Origin of the sequence: Mesorhizobium sp., assembly GCF_004962925.1 — a bacterium.
GTDB lineage: Bacteria > Pseudomonadota > Alphaproteobacteria > Rhizobiales > Rhizobiaceae > Mesorhizobium.
Genome location: NZ_SUEO01000018.1, coordinates 1 through 1,087, shown reverse-complemented (window position 1 = coordinate 1,087; position 1,087 = coordinate 1). Strand labels below are relative to the sequence as shown.

At 62.6% G+C, this 1,087-nt stretch carries 1 protein-coding gene and 1 pseudogene; both read right to left on the bottom strand.

What is annotated here, in order from left to right; all coding sequences use genetic code 11:
- Nucleotides 1-303 (bottom strand): LysE family transporter (locus E5W87_RS06450; RefSeq protein ID WP_292395102.1); only part of this gene is annotated, 303 nt, incomplete at its 3' end.
- Between the two features lie 311 nt (nt 304-614).
- A pseudogene (locus E5W87_RS06445) lies at nt 615-1,087 on the bottom strand (hypothetical protein); the annotation flags it as partial.

The following is a 1,087-nucleotide window of genomic DNA, read 5'->3' as shown; positions in this document are numbered from 1 at the left end:
CGACATCGCCCGCCGCATCGAATTCCAGCCGATGAAGACCAGTATAGCGCCGTAAAGGCTGGCCGCCATCTGGTGTGCGATGCCCCCCGGCGGCAGCGCGCCGGCTCCCGTCGCGACAATCGCCGCCAGCGAACTCGCGCCAAGGGCAATACCAGCGGCAGCCGAAAGCGCTGTAGCGCGCGAAGCGGTTAGCCCGGCCTGTGCGACGACAGCAAAATTGGCGCCCGGCAGCATTGCCACGAGCGCATAGGAAATGGCGAACGGAAACAACCCCGCCGCGACGGCGTGCCCGGTTTCCAACATCGATCGGCCCACATCGGCGGCGGTCTGCTCTCCCAAAGCCAGGTCGCCGCTACCGAAGCGAAATGTGGATGAAACACTCTCCCACTAACAGTCGGCAAATGCCGACAAAAGGACGTTTTGTTGTCGGGTTACCGGCCACGCCCGCTGAGCGGCTCACCCTAGGCGCGGTGCTGAATCCAAAAGGGCTGCTTTGACAGGTTCAATATCTCCCGCCACCCTCGCCGCCACTCCCAAAAACGTGTCGGTAGCTAATCAAGTTGTCCGGTTTTGGTAGCACATCACTTGTCCGCTTCAGTTTGCGTCGAAGCGGTTCACGCGGCTTGCCTGACGGGGCAAGTGTCTTGGATTGCGGCGCCGTCGGGCGTGTATCGAGCAATGCGGCGCGGCCCGTGGAAGACTGCGAGCGTGCCATCCGGGTACTGCCTGATCTTGACCGTGGCTTTGACAAAGTGATGCCGGATCGGACTTTTGGGCAGCTGCAATCGCAGGCGCGCGAAGGCGATTGTGTTGTCGCGGGCAACGACGCGCTCCTCCTCGATGCACAGGATCTGGGCCAGTTGTTGCGGGTCGGCGGCGACAAAGGCGCTGTCTTGGACCGCGGGCGGCCTGGCGAAGCGGGCATTGTGAGCCGGCAGGTAGGTCTGTGCGATGAAGCGATTGGCGGTCTCGATATCGGCAATGCCAGCCAGCGCCAGCTCTCTCGGCAGCCGATCCTGCAAGGTGGAGACCATTCGCTCCGAGCGGCCTCGCGCTTCAGGGGAATAGGCTGGAATATGTTCGATAC